Here is a 23,338-nt window from a genome sequence, read left to right on the forward strand (position 1 = left end):
AAGGAAACCATATGCCCACGTGGACCGCATTGACGACCGTTACCGGACAAGACGCAGCTGAGGCCCTTGGGGCGGCGATGGAAAATCTTGTCCCAGAACCCACTGGTGTCGGCGTTTTTGAGATCGAAGATGATAGTGGGATATGGGAAGTCGGCGGGTATTTCGTCGAAGAACCGGACACTGCTGGTCTGGCGCTTTTGTCCTCGATGCATGCTGCCAAAGACTTCACTGTGTCAGAACTGCCCGAGGTCGATTGGGTCGCCCATGTGAAGCGCGAGCTGGCACCCGTCGAGGCTGGACAGTTCTTTGTCTATGGAAGCCATGACGCCGCATTGCTTCCTAAAGAAAAAATTGGGTTGCTGATTGATGCGGCCATGGCCTTTGGTACGGGACATCATGGAACCACTCTTGGCTGCCTGCGTGCGCTGGATTTCTTGGTGCAAGACGGTTTCGTCGGAAAAAGCGTGGCAGATATTGGCTGCGGAACGGCAGTTCTGGGTATGGCCGCGGCGAAAATCTGGCCTGATACTGTTATTGCCAGCGATATTGACGAAGTGGCTGTAGATGTCGCGCGCGCAAACGTTGCCGCCAATGATTTGCAGGATCGCGTGATCTGCGTGGAAGCGGCTGGTTTCGGCGCCGATGCGATTGCGAAAAAAGCCCCTTTTGATTTGGTTTTCGCAAACATCCTCAAGGGACCTTTGATTGGATTAGCCTCTGATATGAGAGCAAATATTGCGGCAGGTGGATTCGCAATCCTATCAGGAATTCTTAACCCTCAAGCTGATGAAGTTGTTCAAAGCTACAATCAAAACGGGTTCGAATTGACCCAGCGGCAAGAGATTGGTGACTGGACCACCTTGATTTTGCGGAAAAAATGAAGAAAATGTGGCAAGAAACAATAGGTTTCCTAGCAAGTGCCTCAAAATTGCTGTAATTTGTAATTGCTGCTTGTTTTTTTTGTTTAGGCTTATCAGCTAGGGGGAATTAGGTATGGCTGAAGCTCAGGTGAGAGATTTTCGAAAACGTGTGCGACAAATTGATCGTCGTCACAATAAAATAACCCGTGGTTACGTCCATCTTGAAGAGCGGGACGGGCTTCTGGTTCCAAAGGAAAGTAGTTTCAAAAGCCGTAGCTTCCCGCTGCGTGCGATTGTGATTGCGCTTGTTGGGCTTGTTGTTTTTAAGGGCTTGTTGGTTAGTCAAGTTGGTATTTCCAGCTACTCCACACGTCTTGAAAGCCTTGCTGAAGGTGGCGCAATTGAAAAGGCCGGGGCTTGGTTGATGCAAATCGATCCGTTCTCGCTTGCTGTTGCCGAGATGGTAGCCGGACTTTTCTAAGCTTTCAGAGATCTGAATAGAGACTGGCTTGCATTTATTGCAGGCCAGTTTTTCTTTGCGCAGAGCCAAATTGCTTCAGAGCTGCCTTTCTGGAAGATTAACTGACGCATTTAGGCTCGAAAATCCCACACATCGTTGTTATTTGATCTGTCGAATGCGCGGCGCTTAAGTAGCGCAACTGATGAAATTGCCGTTGCAAAGCAAGCAACACGCCAGAAAAGGAAGAGCCACATGGCGAAGATCACCTATATCGAGCATAACGGAACAGAACATGTCGTGGACGTTTCCCCAGGTTTGACCGTGATGGAAGGCGCGCGCGACAACAACGTTCCGGGCATCGAAGCCGACTGTGGCGGAGCCTGCGCATGTTCGACCTGCCATGTCTATGTGGACAACGCATGGGTTGAAAAGCTGCCTGCGAAAGACGCAATGGAAGAAGACATGCTGGATTTTGCGTTCGAACCCGACGCAGCCCGTTCACGCCTGACCTGCCAGATCAAAGTCACCGATGATCTAGACGGTCTGGTTGTGCATATGCCTGAAAAACAAATCTGATGATTGGTCTTCGGACCATTTTGTTTGCCTTCTGTCTGGCGACCCCAGCGACTGCCCAGATTACCGATGCGCGTTATCTGGAACCAACCACGCGCTATGGGCACGGGGCTGTTCCGGGCGGAGAATACGGTGCGCTTGAGGTGACATTGGATGATGGTCGCCAGATTGTGCTGCGTGTTTCCGGTGGGGTCTTTGAAGATACGATTCCACGTCTGTATGACTTTAACGGTGATGGGGTCCCGGAAATCGTGACCGTATTCAGCGGCGATGATGTTGGGGCGATGATCCGGATATATGGGTGGCACGAGGGTGAACTAAAGCCCGTAGGAACAAGTAAGGCGATCGGCACGCGCCATCGTTGGTTGGCTGTCGCTGGGATTGCGGATTTCAATGGTGATGGGTTGGACGAGATCGCATATGTCGACCGCCCTCATCTGGCGCGCAGGCTTAGACTTTTAACCGTCGATCTGAGCGCAAAAGAGGCTGCTTTCAATGAGCTGTCATCAGTCGGTGGGCTGACCAACCACAAATATGGCAGCCCGGTGATCGAGGGTGGCGTGCGCATCTGTGACGGGCACAAGCCCGTGGTCGTAACCGCAAGCGCTAATTGGTTCCGCGTGATTGAAACGCACTTTGATGGGCAGGAACTGATCCTATCCAACGTCGCCCCTTATAAAGGTGAAGATAGCCTGTCGTCGCGTTTGGGATGCTGACAGTTAAAGCGCTCGCCAACCAATATCCGAGCGGTTGAATCCTTCCGGCCAGTCGATCCCGTCGATCATTTTGTAAGCCCGATCACGTGCTTCCTGAAGGCTGTTTCCGCGTGCTGTCACGTTTAGAACCCGACCTCCAGCCGCTGTGATTTTGCCATCAACCTCTGTCGTGCCAGCGTGGAATACCATGTTCTTGCTATCCTCCGGAAGATCATCCAGGCCATTGATGACAGAACCTTTTTTATAGGATCCGGGATAGCCATTTGCCGCCATGACAACGGTGATCGCGTGATCGTCAGCCCAGTTCACCTGAGCTTCGTGCAACCGCTCTTCCGCGCAGGCCAGCATCAGATCCAGCGCTTGTGCGCCAAGTCGCATCATCAGAACCTGACATTCCGGATCGCCGAAACGCACGTTGTATTCGACCAGACGCGCCTGCCCGTCTTTGATCATGAAGCCCGCGTAGAGCACGCCTTGATAGGGGGTGCCGCGTTTGGCCATCTCGTCCACGGTCGGCTGCACAATCTCGCGCATGGCGCGGGCCGCAATTTCGTCGGTCAGCACCGGGGCTGGCGAGTACGCGCCCATACCGCCCGTGTTCAGGCCGGTGTCACCGTCACCCACACGTTTGTGGTCTTGAGCCGTTCCGATGGGCAGCGCCGTCTTACCGTCGCAAAGGATGAAGTAGGACGCTTCTTCACCTTCCATGAACTCCTCGATGACGACCTCGGCGCCTGCGCCACCAAAGGCGCCGCCAAACATATCGTCGATCGCGTCCAGTGCGGTTTGTTCATCCATCGCCACGATCACACCCTTACCGGCAGCCAACCCGTCGGCCTTAACCACGATCGGCGCGCCTTGTTCGCGGATATAGGCTTTGGCGGCGTCAGCGTCGGTGAAGTGACCATAGGCGGCTGTGGGCGCGTTCGCCGCATCGCAGATTTCCTTGGTGAAGCTTTTCGAGGCCTCCAGCTTTGCCGCCTCAGCAGAAGGGCCAAACACCTTGACGCCCGCCTCACGTAAACGATCCGCTACGCCTGCTGCCAAAGGTGCCTCGGGGCCGACAATCACAAAGTCGATTGTGTTATCCTGTGCGAAGCTCGCCACCGCGCCACCATCCTCGATGTCCAGCTTGGCGCATTCCGCGATCTGCGCCATGCCTGCGTTGCCGGGGGCGACAATCAGCCGGTCACATTTCGGGTTCTGCATCACAGCCCATGCCAGCGCATGTTCACGCCCGCCGCTGCCCAGAATGAGGATGTTCATGGATGCTCTCCCTGTATAAGTTGTGCGTGAAATACAGAAGCGGCAAGGCAACGACAAGCATGCAGAACGAAAAGCTGTGGAATGCTATTCAGGCACACGAGTTTGACGACGGGTTTGCAAGCCGGTTGGCAGCCGAACTGAATTGGGACCTAGCGTTCTCGCAAGACGCGATTTCCGAGTATCTTCGTTTTGTATACCTATCTCAAATCTCGAAGAGTTCCGTAACCCCTTCGCGAACGATCGACAAAGTTTGGCACTTTCATCTGACCTACACGAAAAACTACTGGGATGTTTTGTGTAAGCAGGTTTTGATGCAACCGTTGCATCATAATCCTGGTGGTTCAAACGAGAACCAGGATCGGTATCGAGTTCAGTTTGCGAATACCTTGGCCCTGTATCAATTGGAGTTTGGAGGAACGGCACCGGCCAAGTATTGGGGACCGCGGCCCTATAGCGATATCAAAGCTTACTTTCGGCGGCGGATGTGGCTGGTTGTACTTCCTGTATTCATCTTGGTTTATTGGATTGCACCGTTTTTCGGACTCGGGTTCTCAATGGAAGGCTGGACTGGGGTAGGTATCTGGATTGGCTATTTAGGCATGGTTCTTGTCTCGTTGAGGCTTCACAACTGGTGGATGGAATCCCGGAAGCCGAATGGTGATTGTGGCGGAAAGAGAGTGGAATATGAGATTTCACTCACCGCCGAAAGTGACGGCGATGGAAACGCCGATTGCGGTGGCGGAGGATGCGGAGACTAAGATGGACCTAATCGACGATCCCCAGCCGGGTGAAAACGCCCCAGAGTTTACTGTTTCCGAGATCTCGGGTGCAGTGAAGAAGACCATAGAAGGCGCATTTGGTCGTGTCCGCGTGCGCGGCGAGGTTGGTCGCGTGATGTTGGCGCGGTCGGGGCATCTTTACTTCGACGTGAAAGACGACCGGTCCGTGATCGCAGCGGTCAGCTGGAAGGGGCAGGTGAGCCGCCTTTCGATCATGCCGGAAGAAGGCATGGAGGTCATTGTTTCGGGCAAAATCACCACCTTTGGCAGCCAGTCCAAATACCAGATCAACGTGGATGATGTGGTCGTCGCGGGCGAAGGCGCGTTGATGGCGATGTTGGAAAAGCGCAAGAAAGCACTGGCCGCTGAGGGGCTTTTTGCACCGGAACGCAAGAAAAAGCTGCCTTTCCTGCCTGAAGTGATCGGCGTTGTGACTTCGCCCTCCGGGGCCGTGATCCGCGATATTCTGCACAGGTTGCGTGATCGCTTCCCGCGCAAGGTGCTGATCTGGCCCGTCGCTGTGCAGGGCGACGCCTGTGCCCCTCAGGTGGCTGCGGCAATCGAAGGTTTCAATCGTCTGACACCCGGCGGTGCGCTGCCCCGTCCAGATTTGCTGATTGTAGCGCGGGGTGGTGGCTCTATCGAGGACCTTTGGGGCTTCAACGAAGAAGTCGTCGCCCGCGCTGCCGCTGCATCGGACATCCCGTTAATCTCTGCTGTTGGGCACGAAACGGATACGACTCTGATTGACTTTGTGTCCGACCTGCGCGCCCCGACGCCGACCGCAGCGGCAGAACATGCCGTGCCGGTTCGGCTGGAATTGCTTGCGTGGACAGAGGAACAGGGAACCCGCCTGACCCGATCATTAGAGCAAGGCGTGGGGCAAAGGGGTCAGAGGCTGCGCGATCTTGCGCGTGCCTTACCACGTGCCGAAGCGTTGCTGGACGGGCCGCGTCAAAGACTGGACACAGCGGGGCTGAAACTGCCTGCAGCGTTGACGCATATGACGCAGGCGCGGCGCGTGAAGCTGACGGAAGCAGCGGCTGGTTTGCGCCCACGCGCGCTGACCGCGCGGTTGGCGCCACTGCGCGACAAGTTGGACGGAACTGCCGCGCGTCTTGGGCCGGGGTTGTCACGGGGAACCGCCGATCATCGTCGTGAATTGAACAAGCTCTCCGCGCGTTTGGATGCGGGACGGATCCGGGAAGACAACAAGAAACGGGCTGGTCAGGTTCGGGATGTTGCTGCTCGGCTTGACCACGCCTATCTCAGCGCAGTTGCCCGTCAGACTGACCGATTGGTCGCGCTGGAGCGCATGCGCCAGACGCTTGGCTATACCGAGACGCTTAAACGTGGCTATGCAGTTGTGCGTGGGGATGGCGATGTTGTGACCACGCAGAAAGCGGCGTCGAAAGCAGGGGCGCTTGAGATCGAGTTTGCAGATGGGCGGCTTTCCGTCGGCGATGCCACGGCAACCGCAGCAAAGCCAAAGGCAAAGCCCACAAAACCATCAAGCCCCGGGAAAACTGACCCAGGGCAGGGGTCCTTGTTCTGATGGAACGCCCCGCGCTTAGCGCTTCGGCCTTTGCCCCGGCTTGCCCCGTTGCGGGCGGCCCGACCTTTGCGGGTTGGGGCCTTTGGAGCCGGATTTTGAACTGGGCTTGAACCCAGTTTTCAGAGCGGCTCCTCGGTTGCCTTTCGGTGGTGCTTTGCGCGTCCGGGTGGGCGGTTTTTTATCTTCATCCATCCCAAGCTGATCACGCACCACACGGCGTTTGACCTCTTCCACCTCTCCCGCTTTCAATTCTCCCAGTTGAAAGGGGCCATAGCTAACGCGAAGAAGGCGGTTCACCGACAGACCAATGGCTTCCATCGCGCGACGAATTTCGCGGTTTTTGCCCTCTTGAAGGCTGATGGTCAGCCAGGCATTTGCGCCCTGCTGCCGATCAAGCGAGATCGACATGGGCTGAAAACGCTCGCCATCAACGGTGATTCCCTTGCGAACCGGTGCCAGGACATCATCTGTCGGCCGGCCTTTTACACGCACACGGTATTTGCGGGTCCACCCGGTTGAGGGCAGCTCTAGCTTGCGTTTCACCTCTCCGTCATTCGTTAAAAGAAGCAAACCTTCAGAGTTCAGATCCAGACGCCCAATACTCATCACACGCGGCAGATCATCAGGCAGCTTGTCAAAGACGGTTTCGCGCCCTTTTTCATCTTTGGCGGTGGTCACCAGCCCTGAGGGTTTGTGATACAGCCAGATTCGCGGAGGTTCAGGTTCGGCCACGGGCTTGTCATCGACAAGGATCTTGTCTTGCGGCGTTATGTTCAGCGCGGGGCTTTCGATCACCTTGCCATTCACGCTGACGCGCCCGGCTTCGATCATACGTTCGGCTTCGCGGCGGCTGGCAACGCCAGCGCGCGACAGCACTTTGGCGATGCGATCGCCTTTGGGGGTGGGATTGTCCGTCATACCCCCGCATAACGCGGGCCGCGCGAAAGGGGAAGCCTTGGCAAGCAGGTCATTGGCAGGCATGAAGGGCGCATGAGCCAGTTCAAAAGCCATATGGAGACCGCCCTGTCAGAAGCCCGCGCCGCCGCAACCCGCGGTGAAGTGCCTGTGGGCGCGGCGCTGGTGTCCCCATCCGGTGAAGTGGTGGCCACGGCGGGTAATCGCACCCGCGAGATGAACGACCCGACGGCCCATGCAGAAATCCTTGTGATCCGTGAAGGCTGTGCTGCTGCCGGGTCAGAGCGTCTACCTGATCACGATCTTTATGTCACTCTGGAACCCTGTCCCATGTGCGCGACGGCGATTTCAGCAGCCCGCATCCGGCGGGTTTACTATGGTGCAGCGGACCCCAAATCTGGTGGTGTTGCGCAAGGCCCGCGCATTTTCAGCCACCCTCAGTGCCATCACGTGCCCGAGGTCTATGACGGGATCGCCGCGGAGGAATCCGAAGAGCTTCTGAAATCCTTTTTTGCCGCCAGGCGTGATTGAACGCCGCTTACAGACGCGCACCGCTTGCAGCCTGAGCCCCCGCGCGATAAATGACGGGACAAAGCGCCTTGTGCGACACACACCCGGAGACACTTCATGTCGATTGATATCGAAACCGCGCGCAAGGTTGCGCATTTGGCCCGCATCAAGGTCGAGGAAGACCGCCTGCCGGAGCTGGCCGAGAACTTCAATGCGATCCTTGGGTTCATCGAGCAATTGAACGAGGTGGATGTGGAAGGTGTCGAACCGATGACCTCGGTTACGCCGATGCGCCTGAAACGCCGTGAAGATGTGGTGACCGATGGCGACATGCCTGAAAAGATCCTGTCCAACGCACCGGATGCACGCGAAGGCTTCTTCGCGGTTCCGAAAGTTGTTGAATAAGGGGGCAGGGACATGACTGAGCTGAATAAACTGACCATCGCCGATGCCCGTGACGCGCTGCGCAAAGGTGACGTGACTTCCACCGAAATCACCGAGGCTTGCCTGACCGAAATTGAAGGCGCTGGCGCGCTGGGCGCTTTCGTCCACAACACCTCCGATCTGGCCCGCGAGCAGGCGAAAGCCGCTGACGCCCGAATTCAGGCGGGTGATGCGCCTGACATGTGCGGCATCCCGCTGGGTATTAAAGACCTGTTCTGCACCAAAGGTGTGCCGTCGCAGGCCGCGTCGAAAATCCTTGATGGCTTCAAGCCGGAATACGAATCGACCGTTAGCCAGAACCTTCTGGATGCTGGTACGATCATGTTGGGCAAACTCAACATGGACGAGTTTGCGATGGGGTCCTCGAACGAGACTTCGGTCTACGGCAACGCGGTGAACCCGTGGAAAATCGATGATCGCGAGCTAACCCCTGGCGGGTCCTCGGGTGGGTCGGCATCCGCTGTGGCTGCGGATTTGTGTCTGGGGGCCACTGGCACCGACACTGGCGGGTCGATCCGTCAGCCTGCGGCTTTCACTGGCATCACCGGCATCAAACCCACCTACGGGCGCTGCTCGCGTTGGGGGGTGGTGGCATTTGCAAGTTCGCTGGACCAGGCTGGACCGATGACCAAATCGGTGCGCGATGCGGCGATCATGCTGGAAGCCATGTGTGGCCATGACGCGAAGGATTCGACCAGCGCCGACATACCGGTACCAAATTTCGAAGCGATGCTGACCGGTGATATCAAAGGCAAGAAAATTGGTATTCCGAAGGAGTACCACATGGATGGCATGCCCGATGAGATCGAGAAGCTGTGGGCCGATGGGGCCGACATGCTGCGCGACGCAGGTGCCGAGATGGTCGATATCTCGCTTCCACACACCAAATATGCGCTGCCCGCCTATTACGTGATTGCACCTGCCGAGGCATCGTCGAACCTTGCGCGCTATGACGGCGTGAAATACGGCCACCGCGCAAAGCTGGAAGCGGGCGATGGTATTGATGAAATGTACGCCAAAACCCGTGCTGAAGGTTTCGGGGATGAGGTGCAGCGCCGCGTGATGGTCGGCACCTATGTTCTGTCGGCGGGTTTCTACGACGCCTATTACAACCGCGCCCGTCGCGTGCGCGCGTTGATCAAGAAAGACTTCGACGACGTGTTCGCCCAAGGCATTGATGCGATCCTGACCCCTGCGACGCCCTCTGCCGCCTTCGGCTTGGGCGAAATGGCGAATGCGGATCCGGTGAAAATGTACCTCAACGACGTTTTCACCGTAACCGTGAACCTTGCGGGCCTGCCTGGAATCTCGATCCCTGCGGGTCTGGATGCACAGGGTCTTCCGCTTGGCCTCCAGCTTATTGGGCGCCCGTGGGAAGAAGGCGATCTGCTGAATATCGCCCACGAAGTCGAAGCGCGTGCTGGCTTTGTGGCGAAGCCGTCTAAATGGTGGTAAAACCCGCGAAACTGGCGTGAAAGCAACTTCAGGGAGCTCACGATGCGCATCACAATCGGATTTGTTGCACTTGGCTTGATGGCTGGCTGTATGTCGCCTTTGCCGGATAGCCGTTCCCCCGAAGGAATATCCGGGCAGACAGCGCAAATAGGTGCGGACGGGCAGCCTCTGTCTGCATTTGGCGACAATAGTTCAGTTGATGCAGCACCAACCGCTGCGTCGGAAGCTGCGGGCATTTCGGACGAGCAAGATTTCTCGGCTGTGTCTTCACGTGAAAGCATCCAAAGTGATGCGCAGCGCTTGGCTGGGTATCGTGCGAACTATGAACAGGTGCAGCCAGAAGCGCTGCCAGATCGACCCTCGGGAAGTTCGGCATCTATTGTGCAATATGCACTGTCCACGACCAACTCTGTCGGGCAACCGGTCTATCAGCGTTCTTCTTTGTCAGGTGATGCACGAGCGCGCCGCAATTGCTCGCGCTATACGTCCGCTGATTTTGCACAAATTGCGTTTCTTGAGGGCGGAGGCCCAAAGCGCGACAAACACGGAATTGATCCTGATGGGGATGGGTTCGCCTGTGCATGGGATCCAGCGCCGTTTCGTGCGGCACGTGGTGTGACGCAGCCTGCGACAACACCCGATGCGGCTGTGAGTGCGGAAGAACTGCAAGCGATTGGAATCACTACCAATCCAGCACCTGCTCCTGCCCCCACCCCGGCCCCTGCGCCACAGCCAGCGCCTGATGTGCCGCTGCCCGGGGAAACGTTGAACATCTCGACCGAGTGAATGCGGGCAATTTCCCATCCCTCTCCGAATTTCGGACCCCGTCGGGATGGGTTGCAGCCCTCACTGATCGTTCTTCACTACACTGCCATGCCAGACCCGGACGAGGCTTTGACCCGTCTGTGCGACCCCGAACATGAAGTATCGGCGCATTATCTGATCTACCGGGATGGTCGGCTGTTTCGAATGGTCGAGGAAGATCAGCGTGCTTGGCATGCAGGAGCCGGGTCTTGGAGGGGGATGGATGACATCAACTCCCGATCTATTGGTATCGAGATCGACAATGATGGTGCATCGCCTTTTTCCGAACCGCAGATGTGTACTTTGGAACAGCTGTTGTCCGGTGTTATGACCCGCTGGGATATCCCCCCCGCAGCCGTGATTGGTCACAGTGATATGGCCCCCGGACGCAAATTCGACCCCGGACCGCGTTTCGACTGGGCGCGACTGGCGCGACAGGGCCTTGCTGTGTGCTCAGGAACGTCGGGCTCCATAGGCGACCCGTCGTTCGACACTTTCCGCAGTTGCGCTGCCAAACTGGGCTACCCAACCGATATCGATGACGCCACCCTGCTGGCTGCCGTACGCTTGCGCCACCGACCATGGGGCGAGGGGGCCCTGTCAGAAGATGACTTCGCAGCCCTTCCCAGCCCCTCGCATTTTCTTGCCTAAAATATCCCGGGGTGAGCCTCAAAGAGGCGAGGGGCTGCGCCCCTTCCGCCCTCGCGCCTTGACGCCACGGCTCAGCATATCTAAGTCCAACATTGCGCGGATGGCTGGATGACCGCGGGTCGTTAGGATGCTTGCATCTTTGGGGCGCGAGGAAAGTCCGGACTCCACAAGGCAACGGTGCCGGGTAACGCCCGGCCGGGGAAACCCGAGGGAAAGCGCCACAGAAAACAGACAGCCTGCGCCTGCGCAGGTTATGGTGAAACGGTGGGGTAAGAGCCCACCGCGCTTCTGGCAACAGCGGCGGCACGGCAAGCCCCACCGGGAGCAATGCCTAATAGGGATCGCGCGGGGGCAACCCCAGGGGCGTCTTGCCCCGAGCAGATCCGGGTTGGCAGCTTGAACCTGTTGGTAACAGCAGGTCTAGAGGAATGGTCATCCATGGTGGCAACACCGGGACAGAATCCGGCTTACAGGCCATCCGCGCGTATTCATTTGGAGTCAGTTACAATCTTCCGCATGCGCAAAGCGCAGCCCCCGTATCGAGAATATGTCCTGCGCCGCATAATTTGACCTTTCGCTGTTGACTCGGGGGCCAATGGCGCTAAAAGGCGGGTTCCAGAGATTTACGCCGGGCGGCATGCGCCCGCCCGATAGGAGCTGTTGTTATGGCGAAGCCGACCACAATCAAAATCCGCCTGAACTCGACCGCGGATACCGGCCACTTCTATGTGACCAAGAAAAATGCACGCACCATGACCGAAAAAATGGTGATCAAGAAGTACGACCCGGTTGTGCGCAAGCACGTTGAATACAAAGAAGGTAAGATCAAGTAAGATCGCCTGACTTTGCTGAAGATGCCGTCCCATTGGGGCGGCTTTTTCTTTTTGGGAATGTGTTCTTTACCGGTGTAGGATTCGCTGGGCCACTTTCTCGCCCATTAGGTAATAGGTGTTTGGTCCGGGGTGAAACCCGTCCTCTGCCATCATGGTTGGGGTTAAGGGGATGTCGAAGTGAATATAGTCGACGCCCAGGGTCAGGGCCTGGTGTGCCAGTGCTTTGTCGAACCGTTTGGCCTGTACCCCCAGGAACCAGCGTAAGGGGTGCGGCAGTAGCGGGAAATCCTTAAGCGGAGGGATCCCTGCCACGATCACCCGCTTCGCCTCCCAGTCTTCAAAAAGCAATTGATAGAGTTGCGCACGTTGGCGCAGTAGCCGTTTCAACGGGGTCTGACTGGTGATGTCGTTCACGCCAAGGACAACCAACGCAATATCGACTGGTTCGAACTGTTGAGATCGCAATAGGGGAATGGTGGTACGGGTGGTGTTCCCGGTTCGGGCAATCAGTTTCCAATTGACTTGATAGGATTCTCCCAACGCCCGAGCAAGCTGTCCCGAAAGGGCTTCGGACTGATGTGTCGCACCGACACCGGCGGCCGAACTGTCGCCCGTGATCAGAATCTTCAAAGGCTGGCCGCGGCCCCCACTGCCTGACCTGTGCCCCGGTGGTTCAGAAAGGCGGGTAGCAGTCTTGCGCACGCGCAGTGCCTGATAGGTCAAAAGCGGGCTCAGCAGAAGTTTCGCGATGGTTTCAAGCAGGACCAGCATAAACCTATCTCACAACAAAAAAGGGCCGGTCGCAATGACCGGCCCCGTGATGTCTTTTCGAGTGCAGATCACTCGCGGTTGCCAAGGAACTGCAGCAGGAACATGAACAGGTTGATGAAGTCCAGATACAGGTTCAGCGCACCCATGATCGCGGATTTCGCCAGCCATTCGCTGTCCATCGCGTGAGCATGTGCCAGGTAGTCTGTCTTGATCTTCTGCGTGTCGTAAGCGGTCAGGCCTGCGAAAATCAGGACACCAATCACTGAGATTGCGAAGTGGATCATCGACGACCCGATGAAGATGTTCACGATCATGGCGATGATGATGCCGATCAAACCCATGATCAGGAATGCACCCATTGGCCCAAGGTCGCGCTTGGTTGTGTAGCCATAAAGGCTAAGGCCAGCGAAAGCGATCGCGGTGATCAGGAAGGTGTTCGCAATCGACATACCCGTGAAGACCACGAAGATGTAGCTGATCGAAATGCCCATGACGGCCGAGAAGGTGTAGAAGAACAGCTGTGCGCCAGCAGCGGACAGGCGGTTGATCATCGCACCAAAGGCAAAAACCATGATCAGCGGGGCGAACATCACGATGTAGCGGGTGAAGCCGGTGAACAGCGTTTCCATCATCGCAGCGTTGTTGCCCACGGCCCAAGCTGCCGCGAAGGTCAAAAGCAGACCAACGGACATGGTGCCGTATACTTTGTTCATATGGGCGCGAAGCCCTTCGTCGATCGCGGCCTGCGAACCTACGCCGGTGCGGATCGTGTCAAACTCAGCCATTGAGACCTCCAAGAATACTTATTGTGGCGGTCTCAAATGAAAACCGCCCTTGGCCGTAATATTGGCAAGGGCGGCGTAATTTTCAAGTGCTTAAGAGCGGATTGCCCTTAGTATTGCCAATGTGCTGGCACGTCCCAAAGCGGACGGGTGGCTTCGCGATGTGCTTCGGCTTCGGTCAGACCGATGTCTTCCAAGCGATAAGCGTCCAGTTCGGCCAGAGCCTGACGTTCCCGGCGGGTTTCCAGCATGTTGGCAACCCACGTGAGCGGCGAGAAGCTGCGTTTTGCGATCGGGGCGTTGGTACAGGTTACTGCGGTCATCTCGACTCTCCTTTGTGATTCTGATGAATGATGCGTGTTGCATCAAAATTCTTGATCGTTATGCTTCTTTGTGATGGATAAGTAAAATGAATGATTTTGTTATGAATCATCACGGGGGGTGATATGCCGCGAAATCTTGATCTAACAGCGCTCCGCAGTTTTGCGACCGTTGCGGATGCTGGGGGGGTAACTCGGGCAGCAGGGCTTCTGCATCTAACGCAGTCTGCGGTGTCGATGCAGCTAAAACGCCTTGAGGAAAGCCTTGGGCGCCCGTTACTGGACAGATCAGGTCGTGGAGTTTCGCTTACCGCGGATGGTGAGCAGCTTTTGGGGTATGCGCGCCGTATCCTGCGATTGAATGACGAGGTTTATTCGCGACTTACCGATCAAGCATATGAAGGCGAGGTCGTCTTGGGCGTGCCGTCTGACGTTGTTTATCCGGCGATTCCCAAGGTGCTGCGTCAGTTCCACGCAGAGTATCCGCGGATGCGGGTCCAGTTGATCTCGTCCTACACGAGCCGGCTGAAATCTATGTTTGGGCGTGGGGAATGCGATGTCATTCTGACGACGGAAGAGCAAAAGGATGCGGGCGGTGAAACCCTGACAGCTCTTCCTTTGGTGTGGGTTGGTGCGCCGGGTGGTCAAGCTTGGCGCCAACGCCCGTTGAGGCTGGCCTTTGAACACAATTGTATCTTCCGCAAAGAAGTGCAGGAAGCCCTAGATGAGGTGGGCATACCGTGGGAGATGGGAGTCGAAAGCGATTCCACCCGCACAATCGAAGCATCGTTGTCCGCCGATTTGGCTGTTCATGCGGTGATCGAGGGCACTGTACGCAGTGATCTTGAAGTTGTAGATCATGGAGGAGCACTGCCAGATCTGTCGGTGACACAAGTGAACATGTATGCTGCCCAGAAAAGTGGCAACGAAGCTTTGGATGAACTTCTTGAGATGATAAGACGCGCCTTTGACGAGCTTTAAGCGTTAGGCTCCATTGTCACCACCACTTTGCCTGTGGATTTCCGGCTTCTCAGAAGTTCAAGCGCCTGATCGGCTTGCTCCAGGGGTAGGCTGTGGCTGACATGTGGTTTGATCTTCCCGTCAGCATACCAGTCAAGCAACACGCGAAGGCTGTCAGTCAGCACCTCGGGTTTGAACCTAAGATAACCTCCCCAATAAAGCCCAATTGCCGTGATGTTTTTCACAAGCATATGATTGGGCTTCAACTTGGGCATGTCGCCCGAAGCAAATCCGATGTACAGAAAACGCCCATCCGGATTGGTGGCGCGGAAAGCTGCTTCGCCTTGTTCGCCACCCACCGCGTCATATACAACGTCAGCTCCCCCAAGCGATTTAACGACGCTGCGGATGTCTTCCGTGGTGCTGTCGATTACATGATCCGCGCCCGCACGTTTGCATATTTCCAGCTTTTCGGCCCCGCGTGCACACGCAATGACACGGGCACCCATCACTTTTCCGATCTCAACAGCGGTCAGGCCAACACCACCGGCAGCCCCTAAGACCAGCAGCGTTTCACCAGGTTTAAGCTGGGCTTTGTAGTCAAGCGCCACATGGCTTGTCCCATAGGCGATCTGAAAAGCGGCGGCGTCTTCAAAGCTCATGTTGTCTGGAATGGGAAGGCAGCGATCCGCAGGGAACACCCCTTCATCTGCCAGCCCGTCGCGGCCTGAGAACACAACAACGCGCGCACCCAAAGCGGGTGCTTCGGTATCGGGACCAAGCTCGGTCACAATGCCAGCGGGTTCCATTCCAAGTGAAAACGGTACCTCGGGTGTGTCTTGATACGTACCTTTCGACATAAGAAGATCTGCGAAGTTCAATCCGCATGCGCGGATGTCGATCCGCGCGAAACCCTTCTGCAAGGGCAGGGCGGACAAGTCGATTAGTGATGGGTGTTTTCCAAGCTCTGTGACGCGATAAGTTTTCATGTGGCCTCCTGCCCGTGGTGTAACCTTGCTTCAGAAAAAAATCGAGTGCTGTAGGAGGTCAACTTTGCCCCAGGTTATTGAACGGGCGAAATTGCAATATGTACATGAATATGTTACGCGTTTTCGTATTACGCATGTACGCGATATGCATCTATTGGCTTTCGTCGTTCCGGCAGTAGAAAAAGAATTAAGTTAGGCTGCTGGGCAGCTTGTTAACGAGGAGTTATTGGATGAAGCATCCCGTGGATATCCATGTAGGTAAACGTGTACGCCATCGTCGGTGGATGGTTGGCATGACCCAGCAGCAATTGGCTGAAAAAGTCGGGATCAAATTCCAACAAATCCAGAAATATGAAACCGGAATGAATCGCGTTTCGGCATCTCGTTTGTGGGATATAGCGGCCGCTCTTTCAGTGCCCGTCAGTTTTTTCTTTGATGGTTTGGAAAACCACGCGGATGATACTGGCGAAGATGCGCTACCTAGCGATTTCCTTGCCGATAAGGAAGCACTTGAGCTGGTCCGCAGCTACTATGCCATTCCAGAAAATCAACGTCGCCGGCTGTTCGAGCTTGCAAGGGTTCTGTCAGACGTCGCCTGACGCTTGACGATGCTCGCGTATCACTGCTACCGCGCTAGGGGTAGCAGAAGGATATGGTTATGCAAAAGCTAAGCGCGGATACTCAGGCCGACCTGATTCACGTGGCCAACCTGTTGGCTGATGCGGCGCGCGACGCGATCCTACCCTATTTCCGCTCCAGTGATCTGACGGCAGACAATAAGCTGACCGAGGGGTTTGATCCCGTCACAGAAGGTGATCGCGCGGCCGAGAAAGCAATGCGCGACTTGCTCGCTAACCTGCGCCCTGACGATGCCATCTTCGGCGAAGAGTTTGGTCAGAAAGAGGGCACGTCCGGCCTGACCTGGGTGCTCGATCCCATTGATGGAACACGCGGGTTTCTATCTGGCACGCCCACTTGGGGGGTTCTGATTGCCGTTGGGCGCGAGGATGGTCCCGAACTAGGCATTATCGACCAACCCTATATCAAGGAACGCTTTATCGGCGGGCTGGGGGAAGCCTGGATTGACGGGCCTCTGGGCCGCCGCGACCTGAAAACCCGCACCACCGCCGATCTGTCAGAGGCCATTCTGTTCACCACTTTCCCCGAAGTTGGTACCGCACAGGAAGGGACCGCGTTTCAATCTTTGTCCCAGCAAACAAAGCTGACGCGCTATGGAATGGATTGCTATGCGTATGGTCTGGTCGCGGCTGGTCAGATTGATTTGGTGGTCGAAGCCGGATTGCAATCTTACGATGTTCAGGCCCCGATCGCAGTGATCGAAGCTGCAGGCGGAATCGTGACGGATTGGCAGGGCAAACCGGTCCATCAGGGCGGCCGCGTGCTTGCTGCCGCAAATGCCAAGATCCACAAGAAAGCCCTAGAGGTTCTGTCTAAGGTTTAAGCTCGCGTTCATAGCTGCGGCTTGCGCTATCCGTAGCCCCTGTGGCAAACTTCCCTTGTTCGCGAGTCCTTTGCCCTTTCTGTCGCGCACCTCATGTTGTCTCACCGAAACGGGCGAAAGGAGGCAACATGGACTATCTTATCAGAAATGCACGCACCGTTCTGACGATGGATGACCGGGATCAGGAACTGCCGGGCGTCGATGTTCGCCTGTCGGGCGGGGTGATCCAAGAAATCGGTGTTGGGTTGGAGGCAACCGGAGAGGTGGTTGATGCGCGTAACGCGATCATCACGCCGGGATTGGTCAACACCCACCACCACCTCTATCAAACGCTGACCCGGGCTGTGCCGGGTGGGCAAGACGCGCTTCTATTTGGTTGGTTGCAAACACTTTATCCTATTTGGTCGCGTTTTGGGCCCGATGAGATGCGCGTCTCTGCAATGGTCGGGTTGGCCGAGCTTGCTTTGTCCGGCTGCACCATGTCGTCAGATCATCTGTACCTCTATCCAAATGGTGCTCGGCTTGAGGACACAATTGACGGTGCGCGCGAGGTGGGCTTGCGCTTTCACCCGACGCGTGGGGCCATGTCCATTGGCGAAAGCGATGGCGGCTTGCCACCCGACAGTTTGGTCGAGGATGAGGCTGCGATACTTGAGGACTGTGTCCGCGTTATCGACGCGTTCCATGATCCTTCTGAAGGATCCATGCTGCGCGTTGGTGTTGCACCTTGCTCGCCCTTCTCGGTCAGCCGTGACCTGATGCGAGACGCAGCTGTTCTGGCCCGCGACAAGGGGGTCATGCTGCACACACATTTGGCCGAAAACGACGAAGACATCGCCTATTCCGAGGCGCAGTTTGGTTGCCGCCCCGGCCAATATGCAGAAGAACTTGGCTGGGTTGGCGACGACGTTTGGCACGCCCATTGCGTGAAGTTGGATGGTGCTGAAATTGACCTTTTCGCACATACGCGCACTGGGGTGGCCCATTGTCCCTGCTCCAACTGTCGCTTGGGATCTGGCATCGCACCGGTGCGTGCCATGCGGGATGCTGGCGTGAAAGTTGGATTGGGCGTGGATGGTTCGGCATCAAACGATCTGGGCAATCTGATGGATGAAGCGCGTCAGGCGATGCTGTTGCAACGTGTGGCACTTGGGGCCGACAAGATGAGCGCGCGCGAGGCATTGAGGATCGCCACAAGAGGCGGGGCCGAGGTGCTGGGCCGCCACGATTGCGGTCAGGTGGCCGTAGGTAAACGTGCAGACATCGCCATCTGGGATGTGAGCGGGCTGGAAAGCGCTGGAAGTTGGGATCCCGCAGCCCTTGTGTTGGCCGGGCCGCGCAACGTGCGCCATCTTTTTGTCGAAGGTCAACAGGTGGTGCGTGATGGACAGATCACCACGATTGATCTGCCGCGCGTCATTGAAAACCAGAACCGACTGGCAAACGGCTTGATGGATTAGCGCAGTTTACGCCCGTTTGCCCAAACTGCCGAGATCGCCCGATCATCCCCCATCATAATGGTGGGGAATACGGCCTGCCAGATATCCTCGGCCCGCGCAGCGCGCTGGGCAATTGCGGGGGTCGAGTCTAGGTCGATTGCAATGATGTCGGCCTCGTATCCGGGGGCCAGGCGTCCGATCTTGTCGCCCAGATGAATTGCATTTGCCGAACCAGCCGTCGCCAGCCACCAAAGCTGTGCGGGATGTATTGCGAAACCGGACAACTGGCCAACCTCGTAAGCGGCGGCCATGGTTCGCAGCATCGAAAAGCTCGACCCGCCGCCGGTATCTGTCGCAAGTCCGATCCGGTGGCCCTGTGTCATCAATCCATTCATGTCGAACAAGCCAGAGCCGATGAACATGTTGGATGTAGGGCAGTGGATAAGGCTTGCGTCGACCTCGCGGATCCGGTCGCGTTCGCGTTCGGTCAGATGAATGGCATGTCCCAGCAGCGCACCAGGTTTGACCAGCCCGAATTTCTCGTAGACGTCCAGGTAATCCTCGGCCTCAGGGAAGAGGTCTGCAACCCACGCGATCTCTTCATGTTGTTCGCTGATATGGGTCTGCATCAGCAGCTCGGGATGCTCCGCCCAAAGCGCGCCGAGTGCCTCAAGCTGTTCGGGTGTGGATGTGGGCGCAAAGCGCGGGGTGATAACGTAAGACAAGCGATCCTGACCATGCCAACGCTCAAGCAAAGCCTTGCTGTCATCATAAGCGGATTTGGCGGTGTCTCGCAGATTGTCAGGCGCGTTACGATCCATGCAGGTTTTGCCACCCAACACACGTAGCCCGCGTTTCTGGGCTGCGCCGAAATAGGCATCCACGCTTTCCGGATGGATCGTGCAATAGCTGACTGTGGTGGTGGTTCCAGACGCGGTCACCAGATCGAAATAGGTTTCGGCAACCTCGGTCGCATGACCTGCGTCTCCGAACCGGCCTTCCTCGGGAAAAGTATAGCTGTTTAGCCAATCGATCAGCCGCTTGCCCCATGAGGCAATGATGGCGGTTTGCGGATAGTGAACATGGGTGTCGACAAAGCCGGGGGACAACAGCGCGTCGCCCATATCGGTCACGGGGGCGTCAGGGTGGGCCGCGCGAAGGGTGTCAGCCTCGCCCACATCAAGGATCGTTCCGTCTTTGATGGCCACAGCGCCGCGCCGAATGTGAAGGGCCGCGTCTTCGGGTCTTCCTTCAAACGGTGTATTGTTGAATTGCAGAACCTGCCCCAACAGAAGTTCCATGCTGGCCTCCTTGATTGCCGTCGATCACCGTAGGCGCCGAATTTCGCGGGTTCAATGCCTTTCTGACGGTTCCCTTGAGGCACAGCTTGTCCTATGGTCGGGCCGAACCAGAACGGAGGGCGCGCGATGCTGGATGATCAACATTTGGATGACGTGCCTGAAGATGGCGACTATGAACTGGACAACCTGACTTTTGGCCCGGTTCGCCAGGCGATCGCGGCAGATGACGCGGAAGCGCTTCATGCATTGCTCGAGCCGCTGCACGCTGCAGACATCGCCGACCTTGTCGAACAATTGCCCAAAGAAGAGCGGGACGGTTTCGTCCGTCTTTACGGCACAGAGTTTGACGGCGAAGTTCTGTCTGAACTGGAAGAAGGGCTACGCGAAGAGGTCGTTCAGGCAATGGCGCCTGACGTGCTTGCCGAGGCTGTCCGCGAGCTGGAAACGGATGACGTTGTCGACCTGATCGAGGATCTTGACGACCCTCAGGCCGAAGCCGTTTTGGACGCTCTGGATGATGACGACCGGGTGGTTGTTGAGCAGTCGCTATCTTATCCGGAAGAAAGTGCTGGCCGCTTAATGCAGCGTGAGCTGGTGGTGGCTCCGGATCATTGGAACGTAGGTCAAACCATTGATTTTCTGCGTGCTCAGGATGATCTGCCGGAACAGTTTTATCATGTGATCCTTGTTGATCCGCGCATGCGGCCTACAGGGTATGTCACGCTTGGTCGACTTATGGGCAGTGCACGCGAAGTTCCCATGACGGACATCACCGAAGATAGCTTTCGCAAGATCCCCGTCATGCAGGACGAGGGCGAGGTAGCGTATGCCTTTAACCAATACCACCTGATCTCTGCCCCCGTTGTGGACGCAGATGAGCGGCTTGTTGGTGTGATCACCATCGACGACGCTATGGCGATCTTGGATGAAGAGCACGAAGAAGACATCCTGCGTCTTGCGGGTGTGGCGGAAGAAAGCTCTCTGTCAGATAAGATCGTCGACACCACCAAACGCCGCTTTCCATGGTTGGCGGTGAACCTTGTGACCTCGATCTTAGCATCGCTTGTGATTGCTCAGTTCGACGAGGTGATTGCGCAGTTTGTCGCCTTGGCTGTCTTAATGCCGATTGTGGCCTCGATGGGCGGCAACGCCGGCACGCAGTCCCTAACGGTTGCGGTGCGTGCCATCGCAACAAAAGACCTTACATCCGCAAACCTTTGGCGGGTTATCCGGCGCGAAGCGGCCGTTGGCTTGGTCAATGGGATCATATTTGCGGTGGTTATGGGGATAGTCGGCGTGATCTGGTTTGGAACACCTTTGCTTGGTGTCGTGATCGGCGTCGCCATGGTCGTGAACCTTGTGATCGCAGGGCTTGCGGGTGTTATCATTCCGGTCGTATTGGACCGTATGGATATCGATCCCGCGCTGGCCTCTGGGGCTTTTGTGACCACGGTGACGGATGTCGTGGGGTTCTTTGCGTTCCTTGGCCTTGCGGCTGTGATGCTGATCTGACAACCCCAACGGGACCCAAGCCATGACCGATCTGACTGCTGTGAAAGCGGATGCCCGAAAAGCTGCGTTTGCCCGCCGTAAAGAAGCACATTGCGAAGCGCGTTCTGCGTTGGGAGTGGCGCATCTGATCTCGGTCTTGAGCGAGCATAAAGGCAAGCCGATTTCCGGGTACATGCCAATCCGGACCGAGATCAATCCGCTGCCCGCAATGGCAGCAATGGCCGCGTGGTCAACCATCGGCGTCCCCTATATTCAAGGCGAGGATCAACCGTTGAAATTCGCAAACTGGCGTCCCGACAGTGACATGGTGAATGGGCCTTTTGGGGCGCAAATTCCAGCATCACTCGAATTCATCACGCCAGAAGTTGTAGTCGTCCCTTTGGTGGCTTTTGACAGCAAAGGTGGACGATTGGGCTATGGCGGCGGTTTCTATGATCGAACCCTAGAGGGTCTTCGCGCAGAACGTCCAACACTTGCCATCGGCTATGCCTATACAGCGCAGCAGGCAGACAATTTGCCACTGGAATCAACCGATCAACCTTTGGACGCCATCGTGACGGACGAAGGTGTCATTTGGTTCTAAATCGCTTTAAATGGGCCCCTCTGTGAAGACGGACCCATTTCTGTTTCGGAAAACCGTTGTGTTACTCAGCCGGTTGCACGCCGTCGCTGCGAAACCAACCCATGCGGCGGAACAAAAGCCAATCCAGAAGCAACGCGAAAAGCAGGCTGGCCCCCATAAGCGGTAAAAGCAGCATCAGCACAATTACTGTCGCGCCCATGCCCCAGCCCAAGTTAGTCTCGGGTGCGCGCGGCACACCAAGCTCTCCCGCCGGGCGGCGTTTCCACCATGCGACAAAGCCGGATACAGACAGCACAACGCCAAGCAGTGCCGCAAGCGTGTTCAGCGCAAGGTTCAGTGGACCGAACAATTCACCCTGATGCAGGCTAATGCCATAAGACACGGTCTTTGCGATGACCGGATTCTCACTGAATTCGATGCGCTTTAGGACATCGCCGGAATACTGATCAACCAGAATTTCTGTTTGCTCGGACCGATTGCGGGAACCAGACCGCATCCAATAAGCTGCGTCTGCTTTGCGTGGCGGTTTCACCTCGATGGGAGAGACAAGCCCTTGTTCCCATCCCATTGCGACGATTTGTTCAATGGGCAAGGTGTCGCCGTTATCAGTTGCTGATTTCGGTTTGCGACCGCCGAACCGCAGCGAAACCGATTCCTGCCCAGTTTGCTTTTGCACATAGCTCAAACCGCCGCCCCAGACATCGGTCCATGGCAGGCCCGAGATCAGAAGCGGGGTTATCAGAACAGCCGCCAACATGCCGGTGAACATATGCGTCTCGCGCCACCAAGCACGGCCTGGTGAACGCGGCAGAGAAACTGCGTCACGCAAGCTGCGCTTGCCACGCGGCCACCATAGAACAACGCCCGTGATCATCATAACGATGGCCCAATGAGCAGCCAGTTCAACGAACTTGGTGCCAAACGCACCACCCAAAAGCTCTCCGTGAAACTTTTTGACCATGCGCATGATCAGCCGGTCCCGCGGGACAGAGGCCAAAACTTCGCCTGAATAGGGGTCCACCCAGGCGACAGAACGGATGTTTTCGCCGTCGTTGTATTCAATCGTGGTGGATCGGGTTGGATCATCACGCACCGTCACCATGCGAAGGCGTTTCATGCCTCGGGCTTGCGTTAGGGCGTCGATTTGCTGGGCGTAGGTCAAAGGTGTTCCTGTGATCTCGACATGCAGCCTATCGGCATAGAGCCAGCCTTCGATTTGAGGTTTGTAAAGGTAGATCCCGCCCGAGATTGAAAGGATCAGCATGAAGGGCAGAACGTAAAGTGCCGCCAGAAAATGCCATTTCCATACCAGTCGATAGAATGCGCCACCTTGCACAGGTGCGCGCGCAGCCGTAGCCGCGGTCGTGTCAGTTGTCATTGGTTTTATCCTTGAAAGTC

26 protein-coding genes and 1 other RNA gene are annotated in these 23,338 nt (G+C 56.5%); 19 read left to right on the plus strand and 8 right to left on the minus strand.

All coding sequences use genetic code 11. From position 1 onward, the window contains the following. The first annotated feature begins 11 nt into the window (after positions 1-11). From MWU55_RS09610 to MWU55_RS09625, 4 genes are all read left to right on the plus strand, one after another. Positions 12-881, plus strand: a complete 870-nt coding sequence (locus tag MWU55_RS09610; protein ID WP_246935835.1) for a 50S ribosomal protein L11 methyltransferase — start codon at positions 12-14, stop codon at positions 879-881. 112 nt (positions 882-993) lie between these two features. Next, positions 994-1,341 carry a hypothetical protein gene (locus MWU55_RS09615; RefSeq protein WP_246935836.1) on the plus strand — a complete coding sequence of 116 codons (348 nt, stop codon included), beginning with the start codon at positions 994-996 and terminating at the stop codon, positions 1,339-1,341. A gap of 231 nt (positions 1,342-1,572) precedes the next feature. Continuing rightward, positions 1,573-1,896, plus strand: a complete 324-nt coding sequence (locus MWU55_RS09620; RefSeq protein ID WP_246935837.1) for a 2Fe-2S iron-sulfur cluster-binding protein — start codon at positions 1,573-1,575, stop codon at positions 1,894-1,896. Next, on the plus strand, positions 1,896-2,609 hold the full coding sequence (locus MWU55_RS09625) for a VCBS repeat-containing protein (RefSeq protein ID WP_246935838.1): 714 nt from the start codon (positions 1,896-1,898) through the stop codon (positions 2,607-2,609). The genes MWU55_RS09620 and MWU55_RS09625 overlap by 1 nt, the downstream gene beginning before the upstream one ends. Positions 2,610-2,612: 3 nt before the next feature. On the opposite strand, the gene purD is transcribed toward MWU55_RS09625, so the two are convergent. Then, positions 2,613-3,875 carry a phosphoribosylamine--glycine ligase gene (purD, locus tag MWU55_RS09630; RefSeq protein WP_246935839.1) on the minus strand — a complete coding sequence of 421 codons (1,263 nt, stop codon included), beginning with the start codon at positions 3,873-3,875 and terminating at the stop codon, positions 2,613-2,615. 2 nt (positions 3,876-3,877) lie between these two features. Between purD and MWU55_RS09635 the strand changes: the two genes are divergently transcribed. Further along, positions 3,878-4,633, plus strand: coding sequence for a hypothetical protein (locus MWU55_RS09635; protein WP_246935840.1), 756 nt, complete (start codon positions 3,878-3,880; stop codon positions 4,631-4,633). A gap of 1 nt (position 4,634) precedes the next feature. Then, on the plus strand, positions 4,635-6,209 hold the full coding sequence (gene xseA / locus MWU55_RS09640; protein ID WP_246937852.1) for an exodeoxyribonuclease VII large subunit: 1,575 nt from the start codon (positions 4,635-4,637) through the stop codon (positions 6,207-6,209). Positions 6,210-6,224: 15 nt separating this feature from the next. Here xseA and MWU55_RS09645 read toward each other — a convergent pair whose 3' ends face one another. Beyond that, positions 6,225-7,127 carry a pseudouridine synthase gene (locus MWU55_RS09645; RefSeq protein ID WP_246937853.1) on the minus strand — a complete coding sequence of 301 codons (903 nt, stop codon included), beginning with the start codon at positions 7,125-7,127 and terminating at the stop codon, positions 6,225-6,227. Between the two features lie 72 nt (positions 7,128-7,199). On the opposite strand from MWU55_RS09645, the gene MWU55_RS09650 reads away from it, so the two are divergent. From MWU55_RS09650 to rpmG, 7 genes are all read left to right on the plus strand, one after another. Continuing rightward, entirely contained in the window at positions 7,200-7,655 is a 456-nt protein-coding gene (locus MWU55_RS09650) for a nucleoside deaminase (RefSeq protein WP_246935841.1), read from the plus strand. A 96-nt stretch (positions 7,656-7,751) separates the two neighbouring features. Next, positions 7,752-8,039, plus strand: a complete 288-nt coding sequence (gene gatC / locus MWU55_RS09655) for an Asp-tRNA(Asn)/Glu-tRNA(Gln) amidotransferase subunit GatC (RefSeq protein ID WP_246935842.1) — start codon at positions 7,752-7,754, stop codon at positions 8,037-8,039. Positions 8,040-8,051: 12 nt separating this feature from the next. Next, on the plus strand, positions 8,052-9,533 hold the full coding sequence (gene gatA, locus MWU55_RS09660; protein WP_246935843.1) for an Asp-tRNA(Asn)/Glu-tRNA(Gln) amidotransferase subunit GatA: 1,482 nt from the start codon (positions 8,052-8,054) through the stop codon (positions 9,531-9,533). A gap of 42 nt (positions 9,534-9,575) precedes the next feature. Then, positions 9,576-10,319 (plus strand): hypothetical protein, encoded by a 744-nt coding sequence (locus MWU55_RS09665; protein WP_246935844.1) that lies wholly within the window; start codon positions 9,576-9,578, stop codon positions 10,317-10,319. Further along, positions 10,320-10,988 carry an N-acetylmuramoyl-L-alanine amidase gene (locus MWU55_RS09670; protein WP_246935845.1) on the plus strand — a complete coding sequence of 223 codons (669 nt, stop codon included), beginning with the start codon at positions 10,320-10,322 and terminating at the stop codon, positions 10,986-10,988. It begins immediately after the preceding gene. A 96-nt stretch (positions 10,989-11,084) separates the two neighbouring features. Further along, an RNA gene (gene rnpB, locus MWU55_RS09675) (RNase P RNA component class A) lies at positions 11,085-11,474 on the plus strand. Between the two features lie 179 nt (positions 11,475-11,653). Continuing rightward, positions 11,654-11,821: a 50S ribosomal protein L33 gene (gene rpmG, locus MWU55_RS09680; RefSeq protein ID WP_132694922.1), complete on the plus strand. Its 168-nt coding sequence runs from the start codon at positions 11,654-11,656 to the stop codon at positions 11,819-11,821. Between the two features lie 66 nt (positions 11,822-11,887). On the opposite strand, the gene MWU55_RS09685 is transcribed toward rpmG, so the two are convergent. The 3 genes from MWU55_RS09685 to MWU55_RS09695 form a co-directional block, all read right to left on the minus strand. Beyond that, positions 11,888-12,592, minus strand: coding sequence for an SGNH/GDSL hydrolase family protein (locus MWU55_RS09685; protein ID WP_246935846.1), 705 nt, complete (start codon positions 12,590-12,592; stop codon positions 11,888-11,890). A gap of 68 nt (positions 12,593-12,660) precedes the next feature. Next, positions 12,661-13,377, minus strand: coding sequence for a Bax inhibitor-1/YccA family protein (locus MWU55_RS09690; RefSeq protein WP_246935847.1), 717 nt, complete (start codon positions 13,375-13,377; stop codon positions 12,661-12,663). 107 nt (positions 13,378-13,484) lie between these two features. Continuing rightward, entirely contained in the window at positions 13,485-13,697 is a 213-nt protein-coding gene (locus MWU55_RS09695; protein ID WP_246935848.1) for a DUF1127 domain-containing protein, read from the minus strand. A 123-nt stretch (positions 13,698-13,820) separates the two neighbouring features. Here MWU55_RS09695 and MWU55_RS09700 point away from each other — a divergent pair, with 123 nt between their 5' ends. After that, complete coding sequence (locus MWU55_RS09700) at positions 13,821-14,675, plus strand: LysR family transcriptional regulator (RefSeq protein ID WP_246935849.1); 855 nt, start codon at positions 13,821-13,823, stop codon at positions 14,673-14,675. On the opposite strand, the gene MWU55_RS09705 is transcribed toward MWU55_RS09700, so the two are convergent. Next, positions 14,672-15,643, minus strand: a complete 972-nt coding sequence (locus tag MWU55_RS09705; RefSeq protein ID WP_246935850.1) for an NADPH:quinone oxidoreductase family protein — start codon at positions 15,641-15,643, stop codon at positions 14,672-14,674. The two genes, MWU55_RS09700 and MWU55_RS09705, sit on opposite strands and share 4 nt — an antisense overlap. A 230-nt stretch (positions 15,644-15,873) precedes the next feature. On the opposite strand from MWU55_RS09705, the gene MWU55_RS09710 reads away from it, so the two are divergent. The 3 genes from MWU55_RS09710 to MWU55_RS09720 all read left to right on the plus strand — a co-directional run bounded on the left by MWU55_RS09710 (position 15,874) and on the right by MWU55_RS09720 (position 18,565). Then, positions 15,874-16,242, plus strand: coding sequence for a helix-turn-helix transcriptional regulator (locus MWU55_RS09710; RefSeq protein ID WP_246935851.1), 369 nt, complete (start codon positions 15,874-15,876; stop codon positions 16,240-16,242). 59 nt (positions 16,243-16,301) lie between these two features. Continuing rightward, the gene (gene hisN / locus MWU55_RS09715) at positions 16,302-17,105 is read left to right on the plus strand and encodes a histidinol-phosphatase (RefSeq protein ID WP_246935852.1); all 804 of its coding nucleotides are present in this window, start codon (positions 16,302-16,304) and stop codon (positions 17,103-17,105) included. Between the two features lie 128 nt (positions 17,106-17,233). Then, on the plus strand, positions 17,234-18,565 hold the full coding sequence (locus MWU55_RS09720) for an 8-oxoguanine deaminase (protein ID WP_246935853.1): 1,332 nt from the start codon (positions 17,234-17,236) through the stop codon (positions 18,563-18,565). On the opposite strand, the gene guaD is transcribed toward MWU55_RS09720, so the two are convergent. After that, positions 18,562-19,845: a guanine deaminase gene (gene guaD / locus MWU55_RS09725; RefSeq protein ID WP_246935854.1), complete on the minus strand. Its 1,284-nt coding sequence runs from the start codon at positions 19,843-19,845 to the stop codon at positions 18,562-18,564. The genes MWU55_RS09720 and guaD overlap by 4 nt on opposite strands. A gap of 126 nt (positions 19,846-19,971) precedes the next feature. On the opposite strand from guaD, the gene mgtE reads away from it, so the two are divergent. Continuing rightward, the gene (gene mgtE, locus MWU55_RS09730; protein ID WP_246935855.1) at positions 19,972-21,357 is read left to right on the plus strand and encodes a magnesium transporter; all 1,386 of its coding nucleotides are present in this window, start codon (positions 19,972-19,974) and stop codon (positions 21,355-21,357) included. 22 nt (positions 21,358-21,379) lie between these two features. Further along, a complete protein-coding gene (locus tag MWU55_RS09735; RefSeq protein WP_246935856.1) occupies positions 21,380-21,940 on the plus strand; it encodes a 5-formyltetrahydrofolate cyclo-ligase in 561 nt (186 codons plus the stop codon). Positions 21,941-22,001: 61 nt separating this feature from the next. Here MWU55_RS09735 and MWU55_RS09740 read toward each other — a convergent pair whose 3' ends face one another. Continuing rightward, positions 22,002-23,318, minus strand: a complete 1,317-nt coding sequence (locus MWU55_RS09740) for a PepSY domain-containing protein (RefSeq protein WP_246935857.1) — start codon at positions 23,316-23,318, stop codon at positions 22,002-22,004. Positions 23,319-23,338 lie beyond the last annotated feature (20 nt).

Source organism: Aliiroseovarius sp. F20344 (assembly GCF_023016155.1).
Lineage (GTDB): Bacteria > Pseudomonadota > Alphaproteobacteria > Rhodobacterales > Rhodobacteraceae > Aliiroseovarius.